22 protein-coding genes are annotated in these 24,392 nt (G+C 41.5%); 7 read left to right on the forward strand and 15 right to left on the reverse strand.

Annotated features, from left to right (window positions below):
* The first annotated feature begins 54 nt into the window (after positions 1 to 54).
* Entirely contained in the window at positions 55 to 672 is a 618-nt protein-coding gene (locus NST58_RS21205; protein WP_076190600.1) for a histidine phosphatase family protein, read from the forward strand.
* Between the two features lie 62 nt (positions 673 to 734).
* On the opposite strand, the gene NST58_RS21210 is transcribed toward NST58_RS21205, so the two are convergent.
* Positions 735 to 980 carry a hypothetical protein gene (locus NST58_RS21210; protein WP_036688955.1) on the reverse strand — a complete coding sequence of 82 codons (246 nt, stop codon included), beginning with the start codon at positions 978 to 980 and terminating at the stop codon, positions 735 to 737.
* Between the two features lie 621 nt (positions 981 to 1,601).
* On the reverse strand, positions 1,602 to 2,153 hold the full coding sequence (locus NST58_RS21215) for a polymer-forming cytoskeletal protein (protein ID WP_076183054.1): 552 nt from the start codon (positions 2,151 to 2,153) through the stop codon (positions 1,602 to 1,604).
* Between the two features lie 640 nt (positions 2,154 to 2,793).
* On the opposite strand from NST58_RS21215, the gene NST58_RS21220 reads away from it, so the two are divergent.
* Positions 2,794 to 3,705 carry a LacI family DNA-binding transcriptional regulator gene (locus NST58_RS21220; protein ID WP_339168645.1) on the forward strand — a complete coding sequence of 304 codons (912 nt, stop codon included), beginning with the start codon at positions 2,794 to 2,796 and terminating at the stop codon, positions 3,703 to 3,705.
* 48 nt (positions 3,706 to 3,753) lie between these two features.
* Entirely contained in the window at positions 3,754 to 5,019 is a 1,266-nt protein-coding gene (locus NST58_RS21225) for an MFS transporter (RefSeq protein ID WP_339187716.1), read from the forward strand.
* 23 nt (positions 5,020 to 5,042) lie between these two features.
* Here the strand turns inward: NST58_RS21225 and NST58_RS21230 are convergent, their stop codons facing one another.
* Entirely contained in the window at positions 5,043 to 5,795 is a 753-nt protein-coding gene (locus NST58_RS21230; protein WP_339168648.1) for a hypothetical protein, read from the reverse strand.
* 136 nt (positions 5,796 to 5,931) lie between these two features.
* Positions 5,932 to 6,975, reverse strand: coding sequence for a phosphotransferase (locus NST58_RS21235; RefSeq protein ID WP_339168650.1), 1,044 nt, complete (start codon positions 6,973 to 6,975; stop codon positions 5,932 to 5,934).
* Between the two features lie 156 nt (positions 6,976 to 7,131).
* Between NST58_RS21235 and NST58_RS21240 the strand changes: the two genes are divergently transcribed.
* Complete coding sequence (locus NST58_RS21240; RefSeq protein ID WP_339187718.1) at positions 7,132 to 8,994, forward strand: rhamnogalacturonan lyase; 1,863 nt, start codon at positions 7,132 to 7,134, stop codon at positions 8,992 to 8,994.
* A 243-nt stretch (positions 8,995 to 9,237) separates the two neighbouring features.
* Here NST58_RS21240 and NST58_RS21245 read toward each other — a convergent pair whose 3' ends face one another.
* The 9 genes from NST58_RS21245 to NST58_RS21285 form a co-directional block, all read right to left on the reverse strand.
* A complete protein-coding gene (locus NST58_RS21245) occupies positions 9,238 to 10,002 on the reverse strand; it encodes an ABC transporter ATP-binding protein (protein ID WP_076129868.1) in 765 nt (254 codons plus the stop codon).
* A gap of 14 nt (positions 10,003 to 10,016) precedes the next feature.
* On the reverse strand, positions 10,017 to 12,347 hold the full coding sequence (locus NST58_RS21250) for an ABC transporter permease (protein WP_339244139.1): 2,331 nt from the start codon (positions 12,345 to 12,347) through the stop codon (positions 10,017 to 10,019).
* 34 nt (positions 12,348 to 12,381) lie between these two features.
* Positions 12,382 to 13,629, reverse strand: coding sequence for an MFS transporter (locus NST58_RS21255; RefSeq protein ID WP_179086768.1), 1,248 nt, complete (start codon positions 13,627 to 13,629; stop codon positions 12,382 to 12,384).
* 42 nt (positions 13,630 to 13,671) lie between these two features.
* A complete protein-coding gene (locus NST58_RS21260) occupies positions 13,672 to 14,295 on the reverse strand; it encodes a TetR/AcrR family transcriptional regulator (protein WP_339168661.1) in 624 nt (207 codons plus the stop codon).
* A gap of 687 nt (positions 14,296 to 14,982) precedes the next feature.
* Positions 14,983 to 15,660 carry a DUF1266 domain-containing protein gene (locus tag NST58_RS21265; protein ID WP_339244142.1) on the reverse strand — a complete coding sequence of 226 codons (678 nt, stop codon included), beginning with the start codon at positions 15,658 to 15,660 and terminating at the stop codon, positions 14,983 to 14,985.
* Positions 15,661 to 15,676: 16 nt separating this feature from the next.
* The gene (locus NST58_RS21270; protein WP_339244145.1) at positions 15,677 to 17,161 is read right to left on the reverse strand and encodes a J domain-containing protein; all 1,485 of its coding nucleotides are present in this window, start codon (positions 17,159 to 17,161) and stop codon (positions 15,677 to 15,679) included.
* Positions 17,158 to 18,858, reverse strand: coding sequence for a molecular chaperone HscC (locus NST58_RS21275; protein ID WP_339244146.1), 1,701 nt, complete (start codon positions 18,856 to 18,858; stop codon positions 17,158 to 17,160). The genes NST58_RS21270 and NST58_RS21275 overlap by 4 nt, the downstream gene beginning before the upstream one ends.
* Positions 18,859 to 19,077: 219 nt before the next feature.
* On the reverse strand, positions 19,078 to 19,647 hold the full coding sequence (locus tag NST58_RS21280; protein ID WP_076129874.1) for a hypothetical protein: 570 nt from the start codon (positions 19,645 to 19,647) through the stop codon (positions 19,078 to 19,080).
* 85 nt (positions 19,648 to 19,732) lie between these two features.
* Positions 19,733 to 19,924, reverse strand: coding sequence for a cysteine-rich CWC family protein (locus tag NST58_RS21285; protein WP_076141099.1), 192 nt, complete (start codon positions 19,922 to 19,924; stop codon positions 19,733 to 19,735).
* Positions 19,925 to 20,088: 164 nt separating this feature from the next.
* Here NST58_RS21285 and NST58_RS21290 point away from each other — a divergent pair, with 164 nt between their 5' ends.
* Positions 20,089 to 20,637 carry a MepB family protein gene (locus tag NST58_RS21290; RefSeq protein ID WP_076304860.1) on the forward strand — a complete coding sequence of 183 codons (549 nt, stop codon included), beginning with the start codon at positions 20,089 to 20,091 and terminating at the stop codon, positions 20,635 to 20,637.
* Here NST58_RS21290 and NST58_RS21295 read toward each other — a convergent pair.
* Positions 20,607 to 21,137 carry a hypothetical protein gene (locus tag NST58_RS21295; protein WP_076129876.1) on the reverse strand — a complete coding sequence of 177 codons (531 nt, stop codon included), beginning with the start codon at positions 21,135 to 21,137 and terminating at the stop codon, positions 20,607 to 20,609. The two genes, NST58_RS21290 and NST58_RS21295, sit on opposite strands and share 31 nt — an antisense overlap.
* A 107-nt stretch (positions 21,138 to 21,244) precedes the next feature.
* Here NST58_RS21295 and NST58_RS21300 point away from each other — a divergent pair, with 107 nt between their 5' ends.
* On the forward strand, positions 21,245 to 21,853 hold the full coding sequence (locus NST58_RS21300) for an isoprenylcysteine carboxylmethyltransferase family protein (protein ID WP_076304859.1): 609 nt from the start codon (positions 21,245 to 21,247) through the stop codon (positions 21,851 to 21,853).
* A gap of 126 nt (positions 21,854 to 21,979) precedes the next feature.
* On the forward strand, positions 21,980 to 23,248 hold the full coding sequence (locus tag NST58_RS21305) for an alkaline phosphatase (RefSeq protein WP_076129878.1): 1,269 nt from the start codon (positions 21,980 to 21,982) through the stop codon (positions 23,246 to 23,248).
* A 542-nt stretch (positions 23,249 to 23,790) separates the two neighbouring features.
* On the opposite strand, the gene NST58_RS21310 is transcribed toward NST58_RS21305, so the two are convergent.
* Entirely contained in the window at positions 23,791 to 24,312 is a 522-nt protein-coding gene (locus NST58_RS21310) for a PadR family transcriptional regulator (protein WP_036688994.1), read from the reverse strand.
* Between the last annotated feature and the right edge of the window lie 80 nt (positions 24,313 to 24,392).

Here is a 24,392-nt window from a genome sequence, read left to right on the forward strand (position 1 = left end):
TATTTATATTTATTTATCTTATACTTACAACTATTCATAAGGGAGGTCACGTTAATGACAAAGACAGTATTATACTTAACCCGCCACGGGCAAACAGAATGGAATTTACAAAAACGAATGCAAGGGCATCAAAATTCTGCGCTTACAGCCTTGGGTGAACAGCAGGCGGAATGGTTAAGAGATCGTTTGGAAGTAGAAAACTTAGGCGCAATTTATTCTAGTACTAGTCCAAGAGCATTGCATACTGCGCAGATTTTACGGGGAAAGCGGAGTTTACCTATTCATCAGCAAGTTTCTTTAATGGAAATTAACATGGGGAGCTGGGAAGGAATGAATACGGATCAGATACAACTAGAATCCCCTTTACAATATTCCCATTTTTTCACTAGACCCGATCTATATATTCCTCTAACCTCAGGTGAAACTTACAAGCAGCTTGAACAAAGAGTAGTGCCGACAATGGAGCGCATCATAAACGATAACGTAGGGCTAGAAGTGCTCATCGTCACGCATCGGATGACTTTAAAAGTCATTATGGCTTATTTTCTCAATAAATCATTGCAGGAAATTGGGGAGTTACCGGATATTCTCTCTACAGCATTATGTAAAGTAACCCTAACTGATAACAATACAACCATTGATCTGTATGGAGATACTTCACATTATCAATGACTATGGGTCAAAAAATAAAAAGGTAACTCCGATTAACGGGGCTACCTTTATAGGGTTCAACATTAAATATCCACACTTTTGATTATAAAACTGCGGACCTTCATCCATTTGCCTGAAATGAATTCATCAATCGTTTTCGTCTTTGGTCTAACGCAAAAGCGATGTTTTGCCCCTTTATCAAAGCCCACAGCTTCAAAAATTAGGCTATCCCCTATTTGCTCCTTGAAGAACACCTGCTTTAATCCCAACCTATTTAACATTTCAAGCTTTACGCTCTCAATATATGTGCGCGAATACTCCTTAGACATATGTGTTCCTCCTAGTAGTGGTAGTAATATTATAAGTCAATATGAAGAAAATCAACAATAGTTCATATATTCATCCACAAAAAACAACCAGGCAGCGATTCTCCGTTGGAGGTTCACTGCCTGGTGTTTTGGGTCTGCGGTGGTTTGCTTGAGTAGGTTACGAGCTAAGCTTAATCATTTGTAGCTTTCGGATACCCACTCCGTTGTAACGCACTATCTTGGTGAAATTTGTAAGATAACTGCATTCTATACACTTATTCCATATCCACAAGGGCTAATTCTAACTTTAAGTGTATTCTATACAATTAAAAACTAGAGAAGTAGCCTGTAGAGTATTAAATCAAGAAAAATTGATGTACTAAATACAGCTATTTTTATTGGCCGAGCATTTTGAGCATTTTAGTTGTACAAAATACAGTTAAAACCATCTACTGTACACTTCAATACTCCATTACTTGTTACTTCAAAGCTTCCGTCGGCTCTCATATGGTAACTAGATGGGGTGTAGTCCATTATGAGTTTGCCCATTCATACTGATTCCTTTTTCCTGAACCTATCCGAATAATTCTATCTATTTAGTCCTTCAACTTCTACATCTAACTAATCGAAAACATCACTAACTTATTTAACTTCAGTTGCCCCAGTCACTTTACCTTCAATCCCTGCAGTTGCTTTCACATCTTCGTTTGCGAAGTAAAGATTTCCATCAATAGTCGAGGTTTCATGCAGATTAAATCCGTTCGCTTCTACATAAACATCACCTTTAATGGTTCCGCCTTGAACTCGTAAATTTTCACTTTGTACAGTTAACTTAGGTACAGTGAGTGTGTAATTGGCAGTAACTTTGTGATCAGCGTCTTGGGCATAAAGAGCAATCTTACGGTAGATGTCGCCGTCTGCGGCCCCTTTATCATGGAATTCGCCTTCAACAACAACATCTTGGGCAATCGTCACATCATTTAGAATGGCAATAATCCAATTTCCATCTTTACTTACAGCCTTGGTAAACGCATCTGCTTGATTTACGATTGAAGCTGTAGTAACTGCATCCGTTTGCTCTGTAGTTGGAGCCGTAGTAGCCGCCGAATTAGTCGCATTATTATTATTCGCACCACAACCAGACAAGACTGCAACCGAGACGCCTGCTACTAACATCATTTTAAATAACTTCATTTGAAATCCCCCTTGTTTTTGATTATAAATTAATTATATATTAAAAATTTTAATAAACAGGTGAAAATTTTCACAATATTGTGTCGTTATCTGAAGCGGTTTCACAAAGATCACTCCTCTCCATCCGGAATCGTATCCATAAGTAACACCTCATCTCGCTGCCCGTTTTAGGTTCATGGATCTTAATACTTATTTACCCAAATTTTAAGAAAGGTCACAAAGGTGCTTAATTCCATACAAAAAGGACACTCCCAATAACTGCGGAAGTATCCTCATAATCTTTATTACTATAAATCTTTAGATTAGATATTCTCTTGAAAAAGATATGGAACCATCATACTCTACACTTACTTTTTTAATGTTAGGTTTATGCAAAACTCCAGCATAAAAATAATACAGCGGAAGGATGACCATTGGGTTAATAAGCATTTTTTCAGCTTTTGCATAAAGCTTGTTTCGTATAATTTAGCTTAAGACGATTATCAAGCAGATCTTCCCAGAGTTGAATCTCAAGGGCTACAATCTTCCATTTCTAGCAACTTAACAGGGTCATCTGACTGCTCACTCCCCCCCATTGACGCTTTAGAATCAGAATGTTAATCTTTAGAAAATATCACAAGGATAAGGGAGCTATTTACTGGTGAAAAAGACAACCATGAAGGACATCGCACTTCGTGCCAATGTCTCCGTCGCAACAGTGAGCTATGTTCTGAATCGTGTCGGCAACCAAACCATTCCTGAGAAAACGCGCCAGCAGATTCTTCAGCTTGCCGAGGAACTGCATTACATACCGAATCTGGCAGCACGTTCACTTGCGAATCAGAAAACAAGATTGGTCGGTGTGCTTGTTAACACAGCAGCCCATACCCCACACTGGAAGCTCCATGCCCAGTTCTCATTTATACATGCCTTGGAACAACGGTTAACAAATGCTGGTTACCATACGCTGCTATATTCACTTGATGTTGACCAGCCTTCTTTGGATATTATCGTAGAAAGAAAGCTGGAGGCTGTATTTCTGATCGATGTGCGCGAGGAAGCCTTTTATTCGATCTCCAAGCATTTTGTAGAAGGAATTCCTTTGATTCTGATCGACAGCATGATTGAAGATAAACTCTTTAAGCAGGTCCTTTTCAACTATCGAGCAGCTCTGCAAAAGGTAAAACCACAGGACCTTTCACAGGTATGTTTAATTATGGAGAGCTTCAATAACTCTTTCCTCACCCGCTTTATTCAGGACAGTCTTCCATTACCTCAAGAAGCGATATTCACCGTTGTCAATTTGGAGGAATTAAATACATTCTTACAGGAGGGGGGCTATAAAGAGGCCATTGTCATTAATGAGTTTATTGGAAGTTACGTTGAAAAAAACGGGAGGTTCGAACAACTCTCTGTTCTTTGCACCTGCAATTGTCCGGAAATATTAGGAGATGACGTTCATAAATTCATTTTCACAGGGGATAAAGCGGCTACTGCATTTGAACTCATGGACAAATTATTGCATCATTCTGACTACTCCGCACAAGAAAATAATTGTTATTTTGTAGAATAATTTTTTTGGCTATTCACTTAATCGTTTAAGTTGAAAGGAGCATAACTTATGCCTGGTCCTGTATTAGTGAAACAAGTTCCCTCTGCTGTTCAAGCTCATCCCTCTCTTTGGGGAAATCGGAGATTCCTGCTGCTCCTCAGTTCGTACTCCATTTCCTTGTTCGGTAACACTTTTCATAGTATTGCTTTAAGTTTATGGGTACTGCAAACGACCGGCAGCGCCAAAATGATTGCCATCATCACGATAATCAATTTATTGCTTAGTTCTTTGCTCGGATCGATAGGGGGAACTTTTGCGGATAGGGTCAATCGTCGAACCCTCATGCTGATCACAGATCTGATAAGTTGCGGACTCGTAGTGACGCTAGCTTTAGCCATTTCCCTGCCCTCTACTTCGTTCATTATCGTCGCCATACTGACGGGTCTTACGACCATTTCAGCTTTATTCCAGTCCCCGGCATACCAAGCTTCTATCACTACTGTTGTTGGTAAAGAACATCTACAAAAAGCGGTAGGACTGTTGAACTTGTCTGAAAACATCTGCCGGACTATTGGTTATTCCGCCGGTGGGATTTTCGTAGCGAGTTTTGGAGCAGCCGACGCTATTTTATTTGATGGAGCTACATTCTTCCTCTCCTTTCTGCTCGTGTTAGCGGTCCGTTCCCTTCCTTTGCCAACTCAATTAAATAACGTGCCCAAGAAAGAACGGAAATTCACACAGGATTTGATCGATGGAATTCACTATATTTGGAGGTACCCTTTTGCACGCGCCGTTATGATTATGCTTCCTACCTTAACCTTATTTTTTGTCCCCTCCCTGATGTTGACCCAGGTTATGGCTGTCAACGTGTGGGATTCCACTCCCTTTCAGTTTGGACTTATTGAAGCCTGTATTCCACTTGGTTATATGATCGGATCCGGTCTGATCTTGCTGCTCGGCTCCAAATTGAAAAACAGAGGTTTCCTTATTATGACTGGACTGCTATGTCTCGGTCCCCTGTACCTCCTGTTATCATTCGTCACTTCCGCTGCGATTGCCATTCCTATCATTCTTGTGATTGGCTTCATGTTCTCATTCTCCACGTTGCTGATTAATACAATCCTTAGGCTGGAAGTTTCAGAAGACATCCAGGGTAGGGTGTTTGGTGTATTAGGTTCTATCATGAGTGTAGCCCCAACCATTGGTCTTACTGCTGTCTCGTTCTTGTCTGATCTCTTCAGCCCTGGTCCTGTCATGGGTTCAATCGGAGTCTTACTGCTGCTGTTTGCCTTATCAACTATCACTAAATTAAAGGTAATTCGAAACTACAAGTAATTTCAGAACGTATCCTGTGTTCTTTATCGCCCTCTTTTTCTAATAACACTTCTAAAATGAAGCTCAAACAGTAAAAGAACAATCAGAAAAATCAATAACAGGAGACCCGCTATACCAGTTAGAAACGGAAATAGGAGTGGGAAGAAAATACTAGGGTAGGCCTTAGTAACATCTGAATAATAGCCCATACCCATAAGGGAGGTACCGGAGAACTCGATTAGCCTGACGCCTAAATGATTGTTGCTTCTTTGCGCATAGCTGAGAACCTCTTCGTCTACTTCTCCGTCTTGGGCAATCGTAATGATTTTCCATTTTCTTGTTTCCATGGGTTGACTATCATCGGTCAGTCTTTGGACTATACTTATTTGTTTCTCACCAGTCTTTCGGTCCTTTACTGTGAGAATATCTATCCACGAAAAATACCGGCTGCCTCTGTCCCGATTGGATAGCCATATTTCATCAGGGGTGGAGATTTTTTGATCATTTAATAAGAACTGAACTTTGACAATATCACCAGGCGGGACCTTCTCCTCTTCATCCCATGGGGTCAAATCTGCTTTCCTGCCTGTTTTTTCTTCCCTGATTTTAATATTCTTATCATCAACCGTTATCTCTTGTACGTTTATTGGGTTATATTCTTTTTCAGCATGCTTTATCTCATAACGCTGATTAATTTGATCAGAGATTATGTACTCACGTATATAGTTGAACAATGGGTTAAAAGAAATCGCCAGCAAAAATAGCGAGACGCCAGATATAACTATAAACTTCTTCATAAGTCCTCCTTTTTAACGTACAGTCAGTTTAAACTTTTGGCGTGAACCCCCTTCCGGTCCATCGGAACACACTCATCCATTTATATCTTCCATCGTAGCGTTAATAACATTCATAAATAAGTTCTCCTTTAATAGATTAGGCACTACCTTCCTCTAAATCTCCCAACCATAATAAACATTGTGGAATAAAATCAGCGTAGTCGTGTAATGCATTAATCGTACGGATTACCTCACGAGTACCCAGCTCCCGTTCTGCATCATCTGAGCTCTCCAGTCCTAGCGAACGTCTGATATTGTAAGCTAACCATTCTAATTTTCCCAAAAAGCCATAGTTGAGCACAACCTGCCAATCCGCATAAATCTCTCCGCCATGCTCCAGATAGCTGTTAATCAAATTTGAGAATGCCTTTTTGCTTAAATCTCCCGATTCAGAACCTGACCAATATAAAGCTACATCTATCAGCTCTAACGTAGGATGAATAGGTCCTGCTGCTTCCCAATCGATTATTATTGGAACTTTCTGCTCATCCCACAAGACATTTTTGGGGTCTAAATCCCGATGGCTGATAACATAATGATTCGTCAATAGACTCGCTGAAGAATGAATCAATGACTCCCAATTCTCTATCTTATGCAGGTGATCTGCTAGCAAGCTTGACCATTCTGCACCCTGCTGCTCTCCTTTGAGAGCAAGCTCCTTCCAATTTTCAACTGCAGCATTAGACGCTTTAAGCGTTTCAAAGTGATGATCATCCGTTCCCTGTGAGAAATCGATGATGTGGAGCTGCGCAAGAATTGCCCCAATCTTTTTACAACAATCTAAATCTATTTCATCTAAAGGTAATGCCTTCCCCTGAACCCATGGAAACAATAAATAAAATTGCCCTTCAACCTCATGCATACTACTGCCATTAGATACGATTGCCGGAACAGCATGGATTCCCTTTTGATAAGCCAGATTCGCAACCATTTCAGAAAAAATATAATTGGACATTGCTGTATCTCGTTGCATAATTTGAGGATTTAAGGCCTTTACTGCGTATTGCGCTTTATCCGTTTGCAGGCGATACATTCTGTGCAAAAGTCCACCTGTTATCGGTTCAGGTTCATTCATCAACAGACCCAGATTATATTTGGCGCAAAGTGTAGCGAATTTTAAATTATAGCTTATATTTTCCATGTTATGTATTCCTTTCCGTGTGAGTAAAGTCGTACTCATTTAAAATGGTTCAAGTAAATTTAAAACATATTTTTATCTTTATGAAATATTATGTACTGTTCACTATGACATCCTGTGTAACCCTCGTGAACCAAAAATGAAAAGGAGGCTTCGTTAATGAGTAAGCGGTTACATCAATCAGGGTATCTTGTAATCATTTGGTTTTTAGTCTTTACCTTAGGGACGGCAGCTTTTGGCTCACTTTCCTCTGTGTCGGCAGCATCTGCCCGGCAAGCGGAAAAGCTAAATCGGGGACTAGTAGCAGTGAAGGTATCCAGCGGTGTATTTGTGAGCTGGCGGCTACTCGGAACAGAAGAACTGTCGGTTTCTTTTAATTTATACCGCAATGGCACAAAAGTAAACGTTACCCCAATCACGGACAGCACGAATTATCAGGATAACGCCGGCACAACTTCGTCTAGCTATACAGTTCGAGCAATCGTTGGCGGTATTGAGCAATCTGATTCCCCAGCAGCAAATGTATGGGCCAACAATTATTTGGACGTTCCAATTCAAATTCCGGCTGGCGGCACTACGCCAGATGGCGTAAGTTATGCCTATAGTGCCAATGATGCCAGCGTGGGCGACTTAGACGGTGACGGGGAATATGAAATCGTGTTGAAGTGGGATCCTTCCAATTCCAAAGACAACTCGCAAAGTGGCTATACAGGCAACGTCTATCTGGATGCCTATAAGCTGAATGGAACTCGGCTATGGCGAATTGATCTGGGTAAAAATATTCGGGCTGGCGCACATTATACTCAATTTCTAGTCTATGATTTCAATGGTGATGGTAAAGCCGAAGTAGTCTGCAAAACAGCAGACGGTACGGTTGACGGAGTTGGCGTAACCCTTGGAAACGCAAGTGCAGATTATCGCAATTCCAGTGGATATATCCTGACCGGACCTGAATATCTGAGTGTATTTTCCGGACAAACGGGCAAAGCCTTAACCACGATTGATTATGTTCCTGCCAGAGGAACGGTATCCAGTTGGGGTGACAATTACGGCAATCGAGTAGACCGCTTTTTAGCAGGAGTAGCCTATCTGGATGGAGTACATCCAAGCATCATTATGGCACGTGGTTATTATACGCGCACAGTCGTTGTAGCTTTTGACTGGAATGGCAGTGCTTTGACCCGTAAATGGACCTTTGATAGCAATAGCTCCACCAATGCTGGAACCGCCGGTCAAGGTAATCATAGCTTAAGTGTAGCCGATGTGGATAACGATGGTAAGGATGAGATCATTTATGGTGCCTTAACCATTGATAATAACGGTGCGACCTTATACAATACAGGGCTGGGTCATGGAGACGCGCTGCATGTAGGCGATTTAAATCCGAACCGCCCCGGTCTCGAAGTTTTTAAAGTCATGGAAAACACTAGTTCTCCCTATGGCGCTGCGGTATGGGATGCCGCAAACGGGACGGTCTTATGGGGTGTATACACGGGAAAAGATACCGGCCGGGGGATGGCTGCCGATATTGATCCCAATTATCCCGGGGAAGAGGTATGGGCTCACGGCGTTGGCCTATACTCCATTACAGGCACCAAAATAAGCAGCTCAATGCCTTCTGTGAATTTTGGGATCTGGTGGGATGGCGACTTGTCCCGCGAACTGCTGGATGGTGTCAAGATCGATAAATGGAACCCTGCAAGCAACTCCGTTACCAATTTATTAACCGGAGCGAGCGTAGCATCCAACAATAGTACCAAAGCAACGCCAAGCCTACAGGCCGACCTGCTTGGAGACTGGCGCGAAGAGGCTATCTGGAGAAAGTCCGATAACTCGGCTCTACGAATCTATACAACTACGAACATCACCACTAATAAAATATATACCTTAATGCATGATCCAGTATATCGGTTAAGCATTGCCTGGCAGAATACAGCTTACAATCAACCTCCGCACACAGGATTTTTCCTAGGCAACGGTATGGCCACTGTGTCTAAACCCAATATCTACGTAGTGCCGTAAGCTTTCTAAAGAATCAGTAAGTGAACAAAAAAGCAATTGCTGTTATCCGGATGTGCCGGGGCAACTGCTTTTTTGTTCGGTTTATACCAGCATCAGCAATGATCGAGGTGCGTTAATAGTTTTTTTAATTGTTTAATGCCTTCGCATTGAGTGGTTATTATTGCATATAGGATAGGTTTTAGTGCTGGGCAGATATTAAACTGCAAAACGTTGTTTGACATTCGTACAGCGCTAGATCCCCAATCAGAATCCCAGCTTTAATAGCCAGGCCGCAAGCTTCTCCTCCCGCCTTTTCAATTCACCATCTACGCGATTATATTTTCCAAGCCGTTGCTCAGCTGCAATGCTGCCATCTAGCATATACAAGACACGCTCAGCTTGAGCAGCGACTTTAGCATCATGTGTGGCGATTATAAGCGTTGTTCCTGATTGATTAATATCTGCTAATATGTCCATGATTTCACTAGCTGCTTTTGAGTTAAGCGCCCCGGTTGGCTCATCGCCAAATAATATATCTGGCTGATTAATGAGTGCTCTGCAGATTGCTGCTCTTTGTAATTGTCCTCCTGACACCTGTGTAATATCACGTTCAGCCAGCGCAGATATTCCTGTTTTGTTCATTAACTCAGCTGCTCTTTTATTGATAGTTCTACGGCTGCTGGTTCTCGCCCGATAAGCAGACAGGATGATATTGTCGCGGATATTCAAGTTTTTTAACAGATGCATTTGCTGAAAAATAAAGCCCATATGCTTTAAGCGCAGACCGGCTAATTCGTTCTCTGAAACTCCGCTGATCTCCTGCCCTTTAAAAATAACACTTCCCTCTGTCAACTTATCCATCCCGCTGATCGTATACAGCAATGTTGATTTTCCTGAACCAGAAGGTCCCATGACAGCTATGAATTCCCCCTGAGACACCTGAAGCTGAACATCCTTTAATATCGACTGCGGAGTTCCTTGCCCTGTTGAATAACTTTTTTTTAACCCTTTCGTCTCTAATATGAACATTCTGCCACCTCCTATCATTCGGCAATTAGTTTGGCTATACTGGATTTTCTGATTGAGATCGTGCTTGTTACGGTGGTGAGCGCTACAATCAGCATGAAAAGTAGAGGAAGAATAAGATAGGCTACCGCCGGATTGACTACAAACTGTATCTTAGAAGCCCCCATGAAAGAGCCTAGCATTTGAGCAATTTTTTGCCCGAGAGTGTTAGCCGCAAAAGTACCAAGAATGACGCCCAGCCCTGATATTATCAGCATCCTTACCAGATACTGCCTACGAATATCTCCTAACGTAAAGCCAACACTTCTCAAAATAGCGGTTTGCGAAGAATCCTTGGCAAGCAGCATTTTCAGAAATAAAGAGGTAATCAATATCGAAATCGAAAATGCGATAACGATGGATAAGCCTGTAACCAGCTTCAATTGGCGAATTGTATTTCCTAATGTCTGAGCTAAATAGCTTTGCAGATGAGTGATTTTTGCTGGATAAAATAATTTGGTGTACTGATCCATTTTTGCCTGGACGGAAATTCCCGGATTCACATCCAAAGCTACTACATACCAGAGAACCGTCTTCGAATCATATGGCAATTGCGCTTTTGCGGTTCGGCCACCATTAGTTATATCCTGATAGATCCCGCTAACGGTCAATTTTCTTGCCACCCCAGCAACCTCTAAATGAACGATATCCCCCACCTTTTTATTCAGTTCCTTGGCGTTCAGGTCAGAAAGAGCGATCTCATTTGCACTTCTAGGAGTTCCTCCATGAACATACGAGAGCGGAAAAATAGTAAAGTCACCGGTTTCAACATTTAGCGATTCCCCACTACCTAATACCTTAAATCTAGAAGTAATCAGTGGAGAAAATTTAGAGATGTCCGGGTCATTTTCAAGCTTGGTTATCATCTCATTAAAACGCTTCTCTATTTGGTTCGATTGCTGCAAATCAATGCGAATATCGCTCTGACCGACGCCCATATAAGAAACAAACCGGGGAGACTGAAGGGTATTCAATATATTCACTGGCACTAGAACGATAAACAAACTGATCACAAATACGAAGAACAATAATCCGTACATGGTGAAGCGCCCGTAAACATCTTTTACCCCGAGAAAAGCATTCACGTTAACAAATTTACGCTTGCTAAGTGAAAATCTGCTTGTGTTCATCCTTGCTTCACCCCTCGTACCTGACCGTAAAGCTTCTACAACCGTGATGCGATTAAAGCGTCTAAGAATCATCCGGCAAAAGAATACAACAACTCCAAAGATCAAACCTACCGCCAGGACAGGAACAAAATATTGAAGGATACTGGCAGGAGCAACGCCCAAATACAAAGTAATATTGGCTGTAAACAAACGCACCACACCTAAAGACAGTAAATATCCACATACAGAGGCGACGGCTGCCATCACGATATATTTTGCTAAATAAATGCTGCGAATATCTTGCTGCGTGATCCCAATCGCTTTCATGACACCTATCTCTCTGTAATCCTCTTCCAAGGTAGCGATCATCGTAAATCTGAGACATAAAATAGCAATCAGCATCAGCAGAACACTTACCAAAATAATAACAACTGCGATAATCCCGTCCGTCAGTGCATTCAGCGTTTTAAATAAAGGATAGTCAATGGAGGGGCCTTTATTGGGCAGATTTGAGGATTGATACTCATTGCGGAAATCATTGAGCTTAGATAGATCTGTAAGCTGAAATTCAATCAGGTATTCAGGTTCGCCGAGCTGTTGTTTAAGCGCTGTAAAGTCAGCAGCATTTACGACAAAACGTTTGGAGCTGACCATGGCTGGATTCATTTGGACATCCCTTACAAAATCAGTAATCACAAACTTTTTATCGAACTGTTCACCTAGAACGCTAACTATGTCGCCGATTTTCAGATTCTTTTGCTTCATATAATAAATGGGGACAGCGATTTCTCCTGCCGATACCTCAATCACCTTGTTCTCTAAATTCAGCAGCAAATCAAACGAAGGGTTCTGCTCTACAAAGCCGATATCCATCACGCTGTTCGCTTCCGAGCCTTGGTTACTGCCTAGATAAACGTTAGATCCATCCAAGTTAAGCATCTCTACGGTTTGTTGATCTTTCACCAGTGGATTAGCGGCTGTAAAGCTCTCGATTGCTGAGCTGTCGATTTGTCCTGCGTGCATCTGCACGAAATGAGGGGCTTTAGATTTAATCAATAGCTGATTCAAGGACCCCGACAATTCTATAATCACTTGCGACGCTGAAGCAACAAGCAAAGCCGATAACATGATAAACACAAATAATCCGAAGGTAATGATTTTATTGCGTTGAAGGTCTCTTTTTACAATTCGTAGCAGCATTGACGGGCCTTCTCCTCTCTAATACGGAATTCAATTATTCACGTTCAAGGCAGCGAATTGATTTCATTCGGGGGATCACAAATGCCATAATAATGATGAGCAAACCAGAGATGATAAATAATAAGCCGATTCCCCGTCCTTCCCCTGTGCCTATCACCTTACCTACTGATGAAGCAAGCAGACCTCCCTCTCGTAAAAGAGGATTAAACACTTGATCAGCCAATATGCCAGCAAAAGCATACGCAGCCACATAACCAAGTTGTGATAAAATGCCAATGATCCCCCATGCCCGCCCCTGTGTGTCATTTGGGATATGGTTGCGAATCATAACGTCAGCACTGGTATTAACAAAAGGCAACGTTGCAAAAAATAAAAAGCCAGCAGCTGTAATAAAAGCAACATTCGTGGTCAGACCCACCAAAGAAAAAAACAGTCCGGCGAATCCTAGGCCGAGCGCTAATACTTTGATATATTTACGATCGATGCTAAAAACTCCAATAATCAGACTGCCGAGCAACATCCCTATAGCACTTACAGATAATACCGTGCCTAGAGTTTTCGTATCCGTAAAGGGTAAAAGCATAGGCGTATATAAGGTTTGGAGAAAACCCACATAAAAAGTAACGACAGACAAAATGATCGTAAGCTGCAGTACACCTTTCGTGTAAATAAGAGCATCCCAGCCCTCCTTCAAATCTTTTACAAACGACTGATTCGTTGGAACTCTGTGTTCAGTCTGTAGATTCCTGCGAACAGCCATCACTGCAAGAACTGTAACTAGAAAGGTTGAGATATCTATAAGCAGGATAGTTTTTATATCCATAAAGCTAAGCAAAATCCCGGCAAGGATAGGGGAAAGAAGATATTTTGAGGACGCAGCAAGCTGAACTAAACCACTAGCCTTGGCAAATTGCTCCTCTGTTAATAAATCTGTAATGGTAGCCTTGTAGGCAGGTTCAAGCAAGGATACAAAAATCGAACTAAACGTCACGCCCAGACAAATCTGCCATAAATGAGGTTCACCCAGCAGCATGATGATGAGAACATATACAAGTCCAAAAGCAGACAACAAATCCCCTGCTATCATCATCAATCGCCGATCAAACCGATCCGCTAACACGCCGCCAAAAGGACTGAGCACAATGGAAGGGAGAAAAGCACATAAGGTTAAAAGTGCCACGCTAGAGGCAGTCTGTGTCATCTGGAACACATAAACCCCTAAGGTGAAAGCTGTCAACCCGCTGCCAACACTGGATATCCACTCCCCCATCCAAATGATCATAAAATTTCCGAAGGATTTGTTGTTCAGAATATTCCCTCTCCCCTACTCAAACATTTGAAACACATAGTCGAAGCTACCTTTCTCCGCCCCTAGCGTAATTTCCATCGTATAGATAAAAGCTCTTATCTTCTGGATGATTTCCTCAGGCTGCCACTTGAATATCCCTTCATCAAAAAGAAATTGAGAGGTGATCAATAGAAATTCCATCGTCTCCCGGGGATACGGATTACGAAACAGTCCCTCCTCTATGCCCTGCTCAATGACCTCCGTCAATACAGGAGTTAGCCGCAAAATGGTTTCCACCAAGCTTTTCTGGTGCAGCTGTGCATTATCAGCCTGATGGAACTGCTCAATCATTTGGCTTTTTCTGTCCGTATCCGGCTTTTGCGCCATAATGATTTGCAGCAGCTTTTCATGAACGGTCAGCTTAGGATCTGCAGCAATTTGCTTAGCAGCTGCTACACCAGCATCAATAAATCGCAGCACAACAGCATCCATGACCTCTTCCTTCGATTTAAAATAATAGTAAAAGGTTCCCTTCGCAATACCTATAGCCTGCAAGACATCATTCACTGTCGTTTTGGTATACCCTTTCGTAAAAAACAGCATTTCTGCTGTATCCAATATTTCATTTCTACGTTCTTCCGCTTCTTTGGAAATTCTCATCTGAAACGTCCTCCATTCTATTGACCGACCGTCGGTCTATTCCAATTATATACAAATATTAGATCCTGTCAAGATTAATCCGGCATCACAAAAAAGAGAGAATTCCAAAAGCTACGTTATAGCAGCTGGAACTCCCTCGTTTTGGGATATACTGTTGAGTTTTACTGTTTGGTTTTACTGTTTGGTCTTGCTGTTGAGTTTTAGTCTTACTATTTACTGTTTAGTCTTATTCTTTACTGTTGGGTTTTACTTTTGGTTTTACTGTTGGGTTTTACTGTTTGGTTTTACTGTTTGGTTTTACTGTTTGGTGTTACTGCTGCATCTTATTTTTAGCTTGCTCTTTGATCTGATCCATGGAGATACCTTTGCTCGCGTTGTAACACTAAACTACTAAACTTCGTTTGCTTGGATCACATTTGCACTTACGACGCAGCTTATCGGACACAGCTGACCTTATACGCTGCATTATCCCCCATTTGGATTCCTAACGGACCGCATAGCACCTATTGGCATCAAAAACACCACAAAAGACCGCTTCCTCAAGGAATAGCTGCACTGGAGTCCGAAAATCGGCTCAAAGGGCTATAAATTTGCAAATAGCGTCCTCTGGGTCCTTAAGCAACACGGGATAGGGATTCAATAGGTAATCAATAGGTATTCAATAGGTATTAATTACCTAAGTTCGGACTAAGTGGCTTCCGGCTGCAGATTTTGCCCCCAAACGGCTTCCCTGTATAGAATGCTGCTATTTCGCATGAGCTTCTGCAATCCCGTCTCAAATAGATTATCTAATCCGCCGGATTGTACTAATGAAAATTTGCTGCCCAAGGAATAGGCTATATAATAATCCGCCCAACTGCTATAACGTTCTTGTAGCTGCCTTGCGGCTTCTATTTTGTATTCCCAGGCTTCTTCCTTCTTCAAATAATCTTCAACATAACCAATCCGGCTCAGATAAATTACCCAAGCTAATCCAAAACCAGAAATGTCACCAGAAGGCAACTGATGTATACCTTGTGCAACAACCTTCAGATTAACAAAATCCTCATGATCCTTATGTGCCTCAAGATATTTACTGCGTGAGGTTTCGGAAAGTGTGGCTAAACGAGCATGTAAAGATCTATATTCTGCACGGTTGCCATCTTCTAGAAGCCAGCGAAGCTGGCGATGAAAGGAGTTAGCATCCTCGATATTCCATCTTTCACAAGCATTTTTGATTAAACCTCTTTTGAAGAAGACATTACTGAAATCAAACTCATAAACCACATAGTATCTCCCTAAGAGACCACGTATGCAGGTAGAGGAAAGACAGCGGAAATACATTTCCAATCGTTTTCTTTGCTTAACATTGTATTCCTTCAGCATATAGAGCCTCCTGATATTAGTTCGAGAATAGGTATGCTGTTTTGCAAATCTTCCTGATTTTCCATAGAAAAATAAGAATGAACACCGCATTGACAAGCGGGGGAAGCTCAGATACTGAAAAATAATATATGGTATATACCAAAATATAGAACCAGCTTAATTTCAGGAAAACCAATAGATAGAATAATATAGACCCTATAATGCTCTTTCCAATGCTTACGAGCGAAGAGATACGAAGACGTTGTGGATACAGTTTTTTGTTCTTCAACATGAACTTATTCGCAAGGTAACGAAAATGAATGAACTCGTCCTTTTTAGGCTCATTAGTCTCCGTTTGTGTAAGAGCTTCCTCAATTTGAGAACATGCAATCTTACATTCCAGAATTAAACATTGCACATCTCTATTTCCAGCATCCTCTTGCAGCAAATATTCACAATCCTTCATCGCTTCCTCATAACGCTGCAAATAGTAGAGAAGCCGCCCTCTTAATAAGTAACCGTCTCTTTCGTTAGGCCACATAGTGGTTACTCGGTCCAAGCACACCAGCGCTTCCATATAATCAGCAGTATCCAGACAATTCTTAGCTCGCAATAATTGCAGATCCGGATCATTCTGAAACAGCTTATTTGCTTCGTCGAGCAGTTGACCCGCTTCAGTATGTTTATCCTCCATCAGCATGAATTGAGCGGATCGCCTCAGATTTAGATAGTGTTCTATGTCAAACTCAAGAGACTCCTGCAAAAGGAAACACTCATAACGCATTTCCATGCTTCCGTCGACCTGCCCTAGTATGTACTCAACTAACTTATTATCATAACGTTGAAGAAATATTTCCTTGTCCTCACGAAAATGAAAAAATGAATCCAAAGCCTCCCATACGGCATGAGGCAAATTTCGATACTGATCAAGGAACAACATAAGCTTATCCCTTAGCCGATCACGATGCTCTATACTCCACATGAAATCTTCATTCAAAAGTGAATGCCACGAAGCTTGTTTAATCCGCCGCGAGAAATCCGCATACAGTTCCCTAATTTGTCTGTCAAAAATATCTGCTGGCTGTTCTTGAAGATCAGCATCAAGTTGAATGGGAAGTGGGCGAAACAGCGCCCACTCGTTTTCATGCGGTATAGTAGTAGCCCCTTCTACTTCCTCCTCGGTGTCTTCCTCCGCAACTTCTTGTTCTTCCTCCTCGCTTTCTTCCTCCTCAACTTCATCTACTCGTATTACTTTTTCTGCTTGTATCACCATTTTTTCTATTTCTTTTGATATTGCTTCTGCTATTTCTTTCTTATCCTCACCTACCAATGAAGGGACAGTGCTTGCTATACGCTGCCCGGAGCGGGCCCATTTCACAGCTGTATCATAAGCTTCTCTAAGCTGCTGGTATCCTTCAGGGTCATCTTCGGGGTGATGCGATTTCAGTTTTTTGGCATAGGCCTTTTTGATGATAGCTAGTTCATCTGTGGGTTCAATCTCCAACATACTCCAGATTGTCATGTGAAGTATGACCACCCTTCAATTTCCGCCAATTGCTCATTGAAAGCTTGTGCCGCTTTTTCAATCACTTTCTCGTTCTGAGTATATAAAGCATCTTCGAATACTTTCAGACACTGTGCGATAAATTTCCGTTGGTCCCCAAGCACCTCTTCATATAAACGCTCACCTCTAGCAAGCAGAAGCCTGTTCTCGGTACGCTCACGCGGATGAATTTTGATACTCCGCAGTTCCAGTAAACGAGCTTCAATTTGCTTTTTCGTCATTCCACCAGCATTTTGCTCAATGATCATCTGATGCTTCTGACCTGTTGAAACGGTTGTAACCTCCACCTCAAGAATCCCATTCACATCATATGTATATCTCACATCTATACTTTCTTCTCCCCGAGGTGCTTGCGGAATCTGAAACTCCATTTCTCCCAGGAAAAGATTATTTTCAACGCGAGGACTCTCCCCCTGATACACATCCACACTTATGATCTTTTGATTATCTGCGGCTGTATATAGACGTTCTACCCGGCTAACAGGAATCGGAGTGTTACGTTCAATGATCGGAAAGTAATGTCCAGATGACGTTTGTCCGCTTGAACCTCTTCGCAGAACACTGGTTCCTAATGTATAGGGGCAAACGTCCGTCAAAATCATTTCATCCAGCGCTTGATCACGCTGCTTCAGCGCCACCTGAACCGCAGCTCCCAGTGCGACGGTCTCATCTGGGCTGATATTCGCATAAGGCATTTTCCCGAACATACGGCTGATAATTTGCTTAATCAGAGGCATTTTAGTCGCACCCCCAATCATCACAATCCCATCCAGATCGGAAGGCTGCAGAGAAGCATCCCGCAATGCTCTTTCTATCGGCTGTCTTAGACGTATTAGTAACGGTTGTACCAATTGCTCAAGCTCTGAGCGTTCTATAGTCAGCATGTATTCTTCCTTCTTAATAACTATCCGCATAGTCGCAGCAGACTCTGTACCAAGAATTCGTTTACTCTGCTCAGCCTGCTTATACAACATCGACCTCGTTATTGGTGTTAACGATTCAGCGTCCAGCTTATTCTTTTGGATAAAATAGGCCACTAGTATCTCTGTGAAATCTTCCCCGCCAAGATAGTTATCTCCGGCAATCGACTTAACATCCATTACCCCTTCGAAAAGCTCCAGAATTGACACATCAAAGGTTCCTCCACCCAAATCAAAAACAAGAAATGAAGTCTCCTGATTCTGATGCAGGCCATAAGCGAGTGCTGCCGCCGTAGGTTCACTAATAAGCCGCTCTACTTGTAAACCAGCCAGCTCAGCTGCTTTCTTAGTTGCTTTCCGCTGAACATCATTGAAATAAGCCGGAACACTGATTATAGCTTTCGTTACGGACTCACCTAGATGATTTTCCGCATCCTCTTTCAGTGACCGCAGAACAAAAGAAGATAACTCTTCAGGAGTAAAAGTCATCGTACCTAGCGTGTATTTCTTTGCTGATCCCATAAAGCGCTTAAAAGTCGAGGCGGTTAGCTGTGGATGTGTAATCAGTCGTTCCTGTGCGATTCTTCCAACCAATACTTCTCCCCCTGCATCTACACTAACAATCGAGGGTGTTACATGCTCCCCGAGTACATTGGGAATAATTACAGCCTGACTGCCGTCCCAATAAGCAGCAAGACTATAGGTCGTTCCTAAATCAATTCCGATTGTTCTCACTACTATCTCCACTCCTTTTATATACAATAATATACAAAGAAAAGAGTCCAAGAATCGAAATGTCACTAATTCAACATATTTACATCCAGAGCATAATAATGAAATTGCACTTCTGCAATAGACATAAAAAAGGTATCTCAAAAGCCACAATGGCTGATGGAATACCTTCATTTTTTGGCGGAAAATATTTTTCTGTACATCATCTATAAAAAAACAGTCTCATTCGTTCTCTGGACGTCCTAACATCTGATCTATCTTCTCTTTTGCACCTTCCCATGAGGTCAATAATGGAAAAGCATATTGTTCACGGGCCCGCAAATTCCATGGATGCGGAATACAAAGCACTTTTCTTCCCTCCTGCAATGCCGGAACCAGGTTATGCACCCCGTCATCGATCAATAGATCGTAGTTAATAAGATTTTTTCGCTTACAGGTAAAGAAATTTTCAATCGGAATAAACGGCATATGCTTCTGCAGCCAGTTCCATTTTTCCACCACCGACTGGGGTTGGGCTGCCGTAACAATAATTACATCATAAGCGTTATGCAGTTTCTCCATTTCTCCTACGACATGTTCGTCAAACAGTTCAAGCTCTTCATACAGACCGGGCCGCCCATAGAAAATCTCTTGTGTACAATCCGGATGACGTAAATGATCCGTATTCCAATCAAGCATTTCCTCATACCGCAGCAGATGCGTGGGAAAATCATTATTATTATGGTATATGGCTCGCTTCACTAGATGGCAAATTGTATCATCCATATCTACTGCAATTATTGGCTTCCTCATCTGCGCCTCCATTATTTTTTTAGATTACACTTTAATTATATACAATGAAATTACGGTTTTCGTCGAGAGTTAATTAAAATCCCGGTTAATGTTTATTAAATGCTTCTACGCATTTTTGGCAGATACAAGCTTTCCCTCTCAGTTCTTCCGGGATCTGTTCTTGCAATTCGAGTGGAATTTCTGTATGGAAACACCAACAGTCACCGCTTTCAGCGCCACAACGATTCAATTCTTTACATAAAGGACAATGGCGTTCTTCAACCAGTATGTTCATCATATCCAAAATTTCTACTCCCCCAAAAATCACAAACTATTTTTCTTTGGAAAACCATATCAATAAAATAAATCCAACTTCAATTTCTCTATTATTCCTACACTTGTGAACTCGGTTCACTTGCATTAAGATAGTGAACATTACGAACTCAAATGGGAGAATAACAGATGAATGATAAGAAGCTGAGCTTTTTAGATACCCTACATAGTGACTTACTTGCTACCATGGAAGAAGTATATAATCCTTGCAGGTTTGATTGCTCCGAACCAATTCTTGAACCGCAAAATGCGGAATACGGAGCATATATCTTTACCTTAAATGTGCTGGCCATTAGATTCCGGGTGGCTAAAATCACACCCACTAAAGTCGGGCAATTTGTGACACTATGGGAGCGAATTGGAGATCATCCCATCCAACCCTATGACATCTCAGATCCTGCTGATCTCTTCGTTATAAGTACACGAAATGGGAATCACTTTGGCCAATTTATTTTTCCAAAAGCTGTCCTAAGAGAACAAGATATTCTATCTGATAAAGGTGAAGGTGGAAAAAGAGCTTTTCGAGTCTACCCGCCTTGGGACATTCCCACGAGTCGCCAAGCTCAAAAAACGCAAACATGGCAGTCGGAATATTTCTTGGATATCCCTGCAAATAAACCCGTAGACTACCTTCGTGCGCAAGCACTTTACGGTTTACCCGTAAATCTTACGGTCTGACCTATCTCCTCCACATGTTCCTTATCGCCCTGCAAAATAAAATAATAGTATACATCATCTCCTATTTTCACCGCTTCGGGATATTTAATTATAAGCGCCGCTTGATGATTCCATTCCTCCCCTTGGTCAGCAGAAGGCATAATCAACTTTGCCTTCTCTTCCTCTTTCAACCTCTCTAATGTCAGTTCAGTAATTTGCGGATTGGAGCCATAAGGCTTCAGCTGATGGGAGGCAACGATTTCAGCAACTTCATCTATTGATTGTCCCTCTCCAGACATAGCGGATAATTGAAAAAAACCATCCTCCCCCTGACCCTTCTTATCATCTGCTGAATCTACGACCCATTCCGTTGGATACTTCAAAGAGACTCCATAAGCATTGGAAGTAAAGGTTGCAAGCCCAGTTTGCGTAACCAGCATACCGATTACAGTACCTGCAAGTACAATAACCGCGATAACCAACACCCATAGCCACCGTTTTTTGTATACTCTTATTTTCACGATATCCCCCTAAATCAATAATTAGTTGACATGTACAATATTAGGAAATAAGATATAAACAAACATATGAGCAATCATTCATATGTATTAGTGAGGAGGAAATTAAAATGAGCGATCTTAAAAATATCCTATCTCTACTTCTTTTCTGCATCTTCCTAATTTCTTATCTATTAAAGCTCCTTATACTTTACAAGAAAAACCACATTAAAGGAAACGTTCTGGCTAAAGGCGCTAAACTATCTAAGATCCATTATACCGAGCTATTGGTAAAAACCTCTACTTTTTTATGGGGCGCAGCATGGTTTGTTTTTTCCGTAGCAGAGTCCTTTATGGTTACACTTGTAAACAAAACGTTTGATATTCCTGTAATTCACTTTAGCGGTGTGGGTGTAGCTGCCCTCGGGTGTTCCATTTTCATTCAAGCTATGATTGCTATGCGCACTTCATGGAGAGTTGGGATTGATAAGACTACTGTAACCAAACTCATCACACACGGTATTTATAAATATAGTAGAAACGCTGCATTTGTCGGGTTTGATCTCATGTTTTTGGGATTGTATCTGATGTACCCCAATCTATTAACACTCCTAATATTCATTCTTAACATTGCCGCGATTCATTTACTAATTCTTCAAGAAGAGCAACATTTAATGTCCGTATTCGGAGATGAATATATCCAATATGCCAATAATACACCCAGATATTTTTTATTTTAAATCTTTTATCAAGCTCCGATAATTTATACTCACTATATCATTTTACATTTTTTACAAGTCCAGAAAACATTCTCTTAATGTAACTACTATAATATGAGACTGTAAACATACATTAGGAGGGAAATTATGAAATCACCGAAAAAGTATGGCGTCAGAACAGCAATTGTAGCGACAGCGGCAACTGCTCTTTTTGTATCCAGCATAGTCACTACAAATGCACCTAATCAAGCAGACGCAGCATCTTCGAACACAAGAAATGTAATTCTGTTTATTGGAGACGGAATGGGTGCTGCTCAGCGTGATGCCATCCGGCTTGCCACCGTAGGTGAAAAAGGAAATCTAGCAATGGATTCCATGCCATACGTTGGATTAATTCATACAAGCTCCACTGTCCCTGTTACAGATTCGGCTGCTTCTGCTTCTGCTTATGCCAGCGGTGTGAAGACTTATAATGGTGCTATCGGAATGGATGCCGATAAAAAAAGTGTTAAGACCATTATGGAATATGCTAAAGATGCCGGGAAATCAACTGGTGTCGTTACCACTAGTCAGATTACAGACGCGACTGGCGCCGCATTTGGTGCTCACGTTGAAGACCGCTCAAAGCAAAGTGATATCGCTCTTCAGCTTCTGACAAAGAGCAAGGTTGATGTTCTGCTCGGTGGGGGTGAGGATTTCTGGTACCCGGCAGGCAATCCCGGCAAATTCCCAGATGAACCCGCTGAAGATCCTTCAGAAAAAAGCAAAGGAACGCAAGGTAACCTTGTGGATAAAGCTAAACAATTGGGCTACACCTATGTAACGAACAAAGCGGATATGCAAAAAGCAAAAGACGGCAAGCTGCTGGGAATATTCGCAAACGAGGAAATGTTCCAGCAAAAGCCTGAGGGTGAAGGAGATATTTATAATCCGGTGGTATCGCTGCCCGAGATGACTAAGAAAGCTATAGATACGCTAGCAACAAATAAAAAAGGATTTTTCCTTATGGTGGAAGAAGAAGGCACTGACGAATTTGCACATCAAAACAACGCTAAAATGACGATTAAATCAGGTCAAGAACTGGACAAATCCGTGCAAGTAGCCAAAGACTTCGCCAAAAAGAATCCAGATACACTGGTTCTAGTGCTTGCCGACCATGAGACCGGCGGATTTTCTATTGAAGCAGTTGACGCAGATGATGAGTCCGGTGACGGCATATCCAAAGAAGACGGTCCATTCGCCATCGCCAATTCCAAACACAATTTTGTAGTGGACTGGACGACCTCAGGTCATACTGCGGTTGATATTCCAATCACAGCTATGGGCAAAAATGCACAATTATTTACTGGAATCTACGAAAACACCGAAGTATTCACCAAGCTTATGCAAGCATCAGGTTTTAAAGCCAAAAAATAAAAGCAAATAATAAAAGACTAGCCAGATTTTTTTCTGGGTAGTCTTTTTTATTTTAAAATACAGTATTTACTTAGCATCTGTTCGCACAACAAAAAGGATATCCTTAGTCTGATCCGCCCATTTACCTGTCAGATGAAATCCTCTGATCGTTGCTCCAGGCTCATAATCTTTACTATTTGAACTCAAAAAGGCTGCCAGATTGACTCAAGTTTAAACGTTGCTTTTCGATCTGCGAATTAGTGGATGGTTTCACCAAGCTTTACATAAGGAATAGAAGCCGCAGAATCCTTCATTAGTGCTTGAAAAAGCGCACTCTCATCATCCAGTTCTATGCCCACCTCTCTGGAGAGGGGTTCAACTAATCTGATGTGAAATATTCGATTCCCAATATGATCAAACCCAAAATAAAGATGATGATACCAATCACAAGCGGAAAACCTAAAGCTAAACTATGAATCGATTTTACAAATATACCGTTAATTAACGATTACAGCGAGGTGTGTTTATAAAATTCTATTTTTATAGCTAATCCAACGGTTTCCTTATGCTTCTAATTTACGTGACAGCTCCTTAATTAACTCGATCTCTCGTAAAACCATACTTCGGGTGTAAAAATAGAGCTCCTCAGAGTAATCCATATCCTCACTATTGCCAACTACTTTGGATAACTGCTGTAAATGGTCCAGCTTTTCGTTCATATAAGTCTCTCTGTAATCAAGCAATCTTCTACGTGTCTCCTGATCCAATAGCTCATAATAAGCAAGACGAATAGACCATTCATTATCAATTCGAATAGTCTCCAGCGTAAATTCTGTTAAGCAGGTGTTAAACCGCTCCTCACCCTCAGTAGTTATAGAATATACATAACGTTTAGGCCGGCGTTCCTGAATTTCCGTTTTTTTGATTACCCATTTTCGCTTTTCAAATAATTTCAGCTTTGGATAAAGCGAGTTATTGTTTACGATTTTATCATTGCCCATTACAAAAATAATGTTTTTTTTAATTTCATAACCATGTTTGGCCCCTTTCATTAATTGGGCCAGAATCAAAACTTCAATATCCATAATCATCCTCCGGGCTTCCGGAATACGTATCCGGTTCATCATTTTCTTATATTACCTCAATTACTACATTCCTGCCAAAT

The organism is Paenibacillus sp. FSL R10-2796, from assembly GCF_037965315.1.
Taxonomy (GTDB): domain Bacteria; phylum Bacillota; class Bacilli; order Paenibacillales; family Paenibacillaceae; genus Paenibacillus_AQ; species Paenibacillus_AQ odorifer.

What these genes read in the sequence shown, in the direction of transcription:
- NST58_RS21280 (WP_076129874.1), bottom strand. Translation starts at nt 19,647, where the DNA reads ATGAGGAAGCCAATAATTGCAGTAGATATGGATGATACAATTTGCCAT.
- NST58_RS21290 (WP_076304860.1), top strand. Translation starts at nt 20,089, where the DNA reads ATGAATGATAAGAAGCTGAGCTTTTTAGATACCCTACATAGTGACTTA.
- NST58_RS21260 (WP_339168661.1), bottom strand. Translation starts at nt 14,295, where the DNA reads ATGAGAATTTCCAAAGAAGCGGAAGAACGTAGAAATGAAATATTGGAT.
- NST58_RS21310 (WP_036688994.1), bottom strand. Translation starts at nt 24,312, where the DNA reads ATGGATATTGAAGTTTTGATTCTGGCCCAATTAATGAAAGGGGCCAAA.
- NST58_RS21240 (WP_339187718.1), top strand. Translation starts at nt 7,132, where the DNA reads ATGAGTAAGCGGTTACATCAATCAGGGTATCTTGTAATCATTTGGTTT.
- NST58_RS21285 (WP_076141099.1), bottom strand. Translation starts at nt 19,924, where the DNA reads ATGATGAACATACTGGTTGAAGAACGCCATTGTCCTTTATGTAAAGAA.
- NST58_RS21245 (WP_076129868.1), bottom strand. Translation starts at nt 10,002, where the DNA reads ATGTTCATATTAGAGACGAAAGGGTTAAAAAAAAGTTATTCAACAGGG.
- NST58_RS21235 (WP_339168650.1), bottom strand. Translation starts at nt 6,975, where the DNA reads ATGGAAAATATAAGCTATAATTTAAAATTCGCTACACTTTGCGCCAAA.
- NST58_RS21255 (WP_179086768.1), bottom strand. Translation starts at nt 13,629, where the DNA reads ATGATCATTTGGATGGGGGAGTGGATATCCAGTGTTGGCAGCGGGTTG.
- NST58_RS21215 (WP_076183054.1), bottom strand. Translation starts at nt 2,153, where the DNA reads ATGAAGTTATTTAAAATGATGTTAGTAGCAGGCGTCTCGGTTGCAGTC.
- NST58_RS21250 (WP_339244139.1), bottom strand. Translation starts at nt 12,347, where the DNA reads ATGCTGCTACGAATTGTAAAAAGAGACCTTCAACGCAATAAAATCATT.
- NST58_RS21225 (WP_339187716.1), top strand. Translation starts at nt 3,754, where the DNA reads ATGCCTGGTCCTGTATTAGTGAAACAAGTTCCCTCTGCTGTTCAAGCT.
- NST58_RS21230 (WP_339168648.1), bottom strand. Translation starts at nt 5,795, where the DNA reads ATGAAGAAGTTTATAGTTATATCTGGCGTCTCGCTATTTTTGCTGGCG.
- NST58_RS21210 (WP_036688955.1), bottom strand. Translation starts at nt 980, where the DNA reads ATGTCTAAGGAGTATTCGCGCACATATATTGAGAGCGTAAAGCTTGAA.
- NST58_RS21205 (WP_076190600.1), top strand. Translation starts at nt 55, where the DNA reads ATGACAAAGACAGTATTATACTTAACCCGCCACGGGCAAACAGAATGG.
- NST58_RS21270 (WP_339244145.1), bottom strand. Translation starts at nt 17,161, where the DNA reads ATGACAATCTGGAGTATGTTGGAGATTGAACCCACAGATGAACTAGCT.
- NST58_RS21300 (WP_076304859.1), top strand. Translation starts at nt 21,245, where the DNA reads ATGAGCGATCTTAAAAATATCCTATCTCTACTTCTTTTCTGCATCTTC.
- NST58_RS21265 (WP_339244142.1), bottom strand. Translation starts at nt 15,660, where the DNA reads ATGCTGAAGGAATACAATGTTAAGCAAAGAAAACGATTGGAAATGTAT.
- NST58_RS21305 (WP_076129878.1), top strand. Translation starts at nt 21,980, where the DNA reads ATGAAATCACCGAAAAAGTATGGCGTCAGAACAGCAATTGTAGCGACA.